The sequence below is a fragment of the Corallococcus sp. CA041A genome (genome assembly GCF_003612075.1).
Classification (GTDB): domain Bacteria; phylum Myxococcota; class Myxococcia; order Myxococcales; family Myxococcaceae; genus Corallococcus; species Corallococcus exiguus.
Window position 1 is genome coordinate 1 of record NZ_RAWF01000421.1, and the last position, 4920, is coordinate 4920.

A 4920-nucleotide genomic window follows, 5' to 3' on the forward strand; every position below is an offset into this window, starting at 1 on the left:
GGCTGGGGCGGCTGGTGGGGCTGACGGACCCGGCGGGCTACCTGGGGCTGGTGAAGGGCTTCTTCGCCCTGGTGGGCACGGCGACGGCGTGGGCCACGTGGCGGCTTGCCCGAGCGTCCGGGGCCTCCACCCTGGCGGCCTCCGGCGGGGCCGCGCTGTTCGCCCTGGCGTCGGTGCCGCTGTACTTCGCGCCCCGGGCCATGAGCGAGAACGCGTCCGTGCTGCCGGTGGTGCTGGGCCTGGCCCTGGCGCTACCGAAGGCCGCGTCCCGGCGCTCGCTGCTCACCGGGGCGTCCCTGCTGGGGCTGGCGGTGCTGCTGCGGCTTCAGAACGGCGTGTTCTGCGTGGGCCTGGTGGCGGTGCTCCTCTGCCGGCGCCAGTGGCGTCAGGCGGGCGTGGCGCTGGCGGTGCTGTCCGGGTGGGCGCTGGCCTTTGGCCTCCTGGACAAGCTCACCTGGGGACGGTGGTTCCACTCCGCCATCGTCTACCTGGACTTCAACGTGGTGCAGGGCAAGGCGGCCCAGTGGGGCACGGAGCCCTTCGAGTACTACCCGCGCATCCTGCGCACGGCGATGCCGGTGCTGACCGTGTTCACGGCCGCGCTGGCGGTGCTGGCCGTGCCCCGGGCGTGGGGGCTGTCCTTCCTGGCCGCGGCGTTCTTCCTCCTGCACGCGAACCAGCCGCACAAGGAGCTGCGCTTCCTGGTGCCGGTGCTGCCCCTGTTCGCGGCGCTCGCGGGCGTGGGGCTGGACTCCGTCCTGCGGGTGCTGCGCGGCGCTCCGGCGAAGGCCACCGCCACGGTGGCGGTGGTGGCGGGGGCGCTGTTGTCCGGCGCGGGCGCGGGGGCGCTCACCTTCGGGGACGTGGGCCAGTACGAACGCGTGCGCCCCAAGGACAGCGCCTGGGATGACCAGGGCACGGTCAACCGGCTGCTGGAGGCGGCGGGCCGGCGCGACGACGTGTGCGGCCTCAAGGTGGAGGCGGTGCACCTGGCGTGGACGGGGGGCTACAGCTACTTCCACCGGAAGGTGCCGCTGTATCCCCACAACGGCCCCGGGCGGGACTCCCGCCGGTTCAGCCACGTCATCACCCGGGCGGGCTTCGAGGGCGCGGGCACACTGCTGGTCCAGGACGGCCCCCTGGCGCTGGTGAAGCTGCCCGTGGCGGACTGCACGCCGGACCCCGGATATTCGTGGCGACTGCCCTGAGCGGGACAGTTGGGACGCGGAAGACCCTTCCGGCTCCACCGGCGGGTTGGTAAGCCAAGGCCATGCCCGAATCCGACTGCCTCTTCTGCAAGATTCGCGATGGCCTCATCCCGGCGAAGATCGTCCACCAGGACGAGCACTGCCTGGCCTTCGAGGACATCAACCCCCAGGCCCCCACCCACGTGCTGTTCATCCCGCGCAAGCACATCGCCACGGTGAATGACATCACGGCCGAGGACCGAGAGCTGGTGGGCAACCTCTCCATGGCCGCGGCGAAGGTCGCGCGCGAGCGGGGCCACGCGGACACGGGCTACCGCGTGGTGATGAACACCCAGCGCGACGCGGGCCAGACGGTGTTCCACATCCACCTGCACCTGCTCGCGGGCCGCACCCTGCACTGGCCGCCGGGCTAGCCAGCTTCCGAGCCTCGGCCGGCCCCCCCCGGGCGGAGTGACACACGCTCCGGGGCTCCGGGTGCTAGCGTTCCCGGGCGCGTGGCCGCCCCTCTTCCCGGGCGGGCCCGCCCGTCATGTTCAGTGCCCAGTCGTCGCCCCAGTCCCGCCGTGCCTATTCCCGCCTCGCCGTGCTGCTGGCCTCCGTGGCCGGCGCGGTCAACGCCATGGGGTTCGTGGCGATGGGCGCGCATGCGTCCCACATGTCCGGGAACATGGCCACGCTGGGCGAGTCCCTGGCCCAGGGCCGCTGGGACACGGCGCGGCTGCCCGCACAGCTGATGGGGCTGTTCGTCGCCGGGGCCTTCTGCGCCACGGGCCTCCTGGATGCCTCACGCCACCGCACGAGGGGCCGTCACGTGGCCGCGCTGCTATTGGAGGCGCTCGTGCTGGGCGGCGTGGGCGTGGCCATGGCATCCATGCCGGGCACGCACGCGCCCGCGCTGCTCTGGGGCATCGCCTTCGCCATGGGGCTGCAGAACGCGCTCGTCACGCGGGTGTCCGGCGCGGTGGTGCGCACCACACACGTGACAGGGCTGCTCACGGACATCGGCATCCAGTTGGTGCAGATGCTGGCGTGGGTGCGCGACGGCCTCCGCGGGGAAGGCGCGCCGGGGCTATGGCACCGCGTGAGGGACCTGCCCTCCGCCGTGCAGTTCGAGCGCACACGGCTGCACCTGGGCCTGGCGCTGGCGTTCCTCGCGGGCTCCACGCTGGGCCCCTACCTGTTCCTGCGCCACGGGGCCGTGACGCTGGTGCTGCCGTGCGCGGTGCTGGGCGTGCTGGCCGCGCTGGACGTGCGGCTGACCGTGAAGCCCGCGCAGGCACCCACCGTTCCGGGCCGCTGAAGCATCCGGGAAGGCGGCGCGCCGCGTCCCGTCAGGGCGACGCGGGCTGGACCACGGGCTGCGCGGGCTGGACCTGGGCCTGCGCGGGCGCGTCCATGACGTTCGGATTGGCCCCGGCAGGGCCCTGGGCCCTGGGGCGCAGCGCCTGGAGCACGCTGCTGCGCTCATCCGTCCAGACGTATTCCGGCTCGCCGCGCAGCACCAGCCGGCGCACGCGCGCCCGGGTCTTGCTGAAGGTGGCACCCCCGAAGAACTCCTTGTCCGGGCTCAGCAGCATCCACGAGCTGGCCACCGCGTCGCCGTCACTGTCCCGCGCGACGAGCGCCGCGGTCAGGCCGGCGGCCCCCGCGTGCGCCAGGCTGATGGGCACCAGGTCCAGGTGCTGGTTGCTGATGTGCATCGCCAGCAAGCCGTGCGGCGCCAGGTGCTGGAGGTAGAGCGCCACCGCCTCCTTCGTCAGCAGGTGCACCGGGATGGCATCCGAGCTGAAGACGTCCAGCGCCAGCACGTCGAACTGGCGCGAGCCCTGCTCCAGCTCCTTCTCCAGGGAGATGCGCGCGTCGCCTTCCACGACCTCCACGTGCGCGGGCGTGTCCGTCAGCGTGCTGAAGAAGCCGCCCTGCCCCTTGGCGAGGTCGATGATGTCGGGGTTGATTTCATAGAAGCGCACGTCGTCCCCGGCGGCCATGAGCGTGGCGCTGTTGCCCACGCCCAGCCCCAGCATGCCCACGCGCAAGCCGGTGGGCAGCCCCTGGGCCTGACGCAACCGGCGCTGCTCCGCGAGCGCGAGCCCCAGGCCGGCGTCCTTCGTGTAGTACGCCGTGGGGAGGTTCCGGCGCTCCGGGCGGATGTACTGCCAGCCGTGGGTGATGGCGCCGTGGCGCAGGACGTACTGGTGCTGCTGGGGGTCGTTCGCGGACAACTCCAGCACGCGCACCACGCCGAAGAAGTTGCGCCCGGCGAAGCGCACGCGATCCAGGTCCGTGAGGACGAGCACCGGCAGGTGCACCGCCACGCCCACCAGCAGCGCCCCGCGGAAGAGGCGCTGCGTGCGCGCCACCGACGTCTCCTCCTTCGGCCTGCGCATCAGCCCCGCGAAGGCCACCCCGCAGCACGCGGCCAGCGCCAGCGGGTGCTCCCAGTAGGTGGTGAAGACAGCGGGCGCGACCAGGTTGACGAACACGCCGCCCAGCACGCCGCCCACGGACACCCAGAGGTAGAAGGCGCTCAGGTAGCGCGGAGCCGGGCGGCGCCGGTACAGCTCGCCGTGGCACACCATGGCGCCCGTGAAGAGCGCGGACGCGTGGAAGAGCACCTGCCACCCCAGGCCCAGCGCGGGGCCCTCCTTGTGCGCGTACGTCACCAGCACCACGGAGGCGATGAGCCCCACCGAGTACGGCGTGCGCGCGTAGAAGGACTCGCGCGAGAAGGCCAGGATGAAGGTGACCAGGTACACCGCCAGCGGCATCACCCACAGGAAGGGGCCCGCCGCCACGTCCTGGGACAGCTTGTTCGTCGTGGCCAGGAGCAGCACCGACGCGCACGTGCTCAGCGCCAGCCAGGTCAGCGTGGGCCCCATGCCCGGACGCGCCGAGGCGGTGGAGGCCTCGGAGCGGGCCTCCGTGCTCGGGCTCGTGGAGGGCTCGGGGAGGGTTGTCGCGGGGGCGCGGCGCAGCAGGTCCCGGGCGCAGGCGAGGACACAGAGGACGAAGAGGACGAAGCCCACGGCCCAGCCCCACGCCTGCGCGCTCCGGCCCACCCAGGGCTCCACGAGGAACGGGTAGCCCAGCAGCGCCAGCAGCGAGCCCGCGTTGGAGAGCGCGTAGAGCACGTACGGCGAGCGCTCCGGCCGCGCGCGCGCGAACCACGACTGGAGCAGCGGGCCGGTGGTGCTGAGCACGAAGAAGGGCAGGCCCAGCGTGGCGGCCAGCATCCGCATCAACCGGAGCACGGGCAGGTGGTCGTCCACGGGGCGCCAGCCGTCCCCTGGCGCCAGCGGCGAGCCCGTCCACGAGGCCCGCGCCGCGAGCGCCGCCAACGCCACCACCAGCAGGCTCAGGTGCAGGGCGGCCTGGGCGCGCGGGCGCAGCCGGGAGGCCACCGCGTGCGCGTAGGCGTAGCCCGCGAGCAGCACGGCCTGGAAGAACAGCATGCACGCGGTCCACACCGCGGGCGTGCCGCCGTACCAAGGCAGGGCGTAGCGGCCCGCCAGCGGCTGGACGCCGAAGAGCAGGAAGGCGCTGGTGAAGATGGCGAGGGCGTAGCGCACCATGCGGCCTCGGGGGCAGGGGGAAGACGCACGGCGTAGGGGTCCCGCGCTCCGGGTGTTTCCCGCCTGGGTGACAGTCTTGTCAACACGGGCACGTCCCGGAGCCCGGCGGGCGGCCAGGCGGGCATCCGTCGGGGCGGGTG

4 protein-coding genes are annotated in these 4920 nt (G+C 73.2%); 3 read left to right on the forward strand and 1 reads right to left on the reverse strand.

All coding sequences use genetic code 11. The features are described 5' to 3' along the window. The 3 genes from D7V77_RS40140 to D7V77_RS40150 form a co-directional block, all read left to right on the forward strand. On the forward strand, window positions 1-1208 hold a 1208-nt coding region (locus tag D7V77_RS40140; RefSeq protein WP_120581463.1), incomplete at its 5' end, for a hypothetical protein. Window positions 1209-1270: 62 nt separating this feature from the next. Continuing rightward, entirely contained in the window at window positions 1271-1621 is a 351-nt protein-coding gene (locus D7V77_RS40145; RefSeq protein ID WP_120581464.1) for a histidine triad nucleotide-binding protein, read from the forward strand. 116 nt (window positions 1622-1737) lie between these two features. Next, window positions 1738-2508, forward strand: a complete 771-nt coding sequence (locus tag D7V77_RS40150; protein WP_120581465.1) for a YoaK family protein — start codon at window positions 1738-1740, stop codon at window positions 2506-2508. Window positions 2509-2539: 31 nt separating this feature from the next. On the opposite strand, the gene D7V77_RS40155 is transcribed toward D7V77_RS40150, so the two are convergent. Next, complete coding sequence (locus D7V77_RS40155) at window positions 2540-4780, reverse strand: spermidine synthase (RefSeq protein ID WP_120581466.1); 2241 nt, start codon at window positions 4778-4780, stop codon at window positions 2540-2542. Window positions 4781-4920 lie beyond the last annotated feature (140 nt).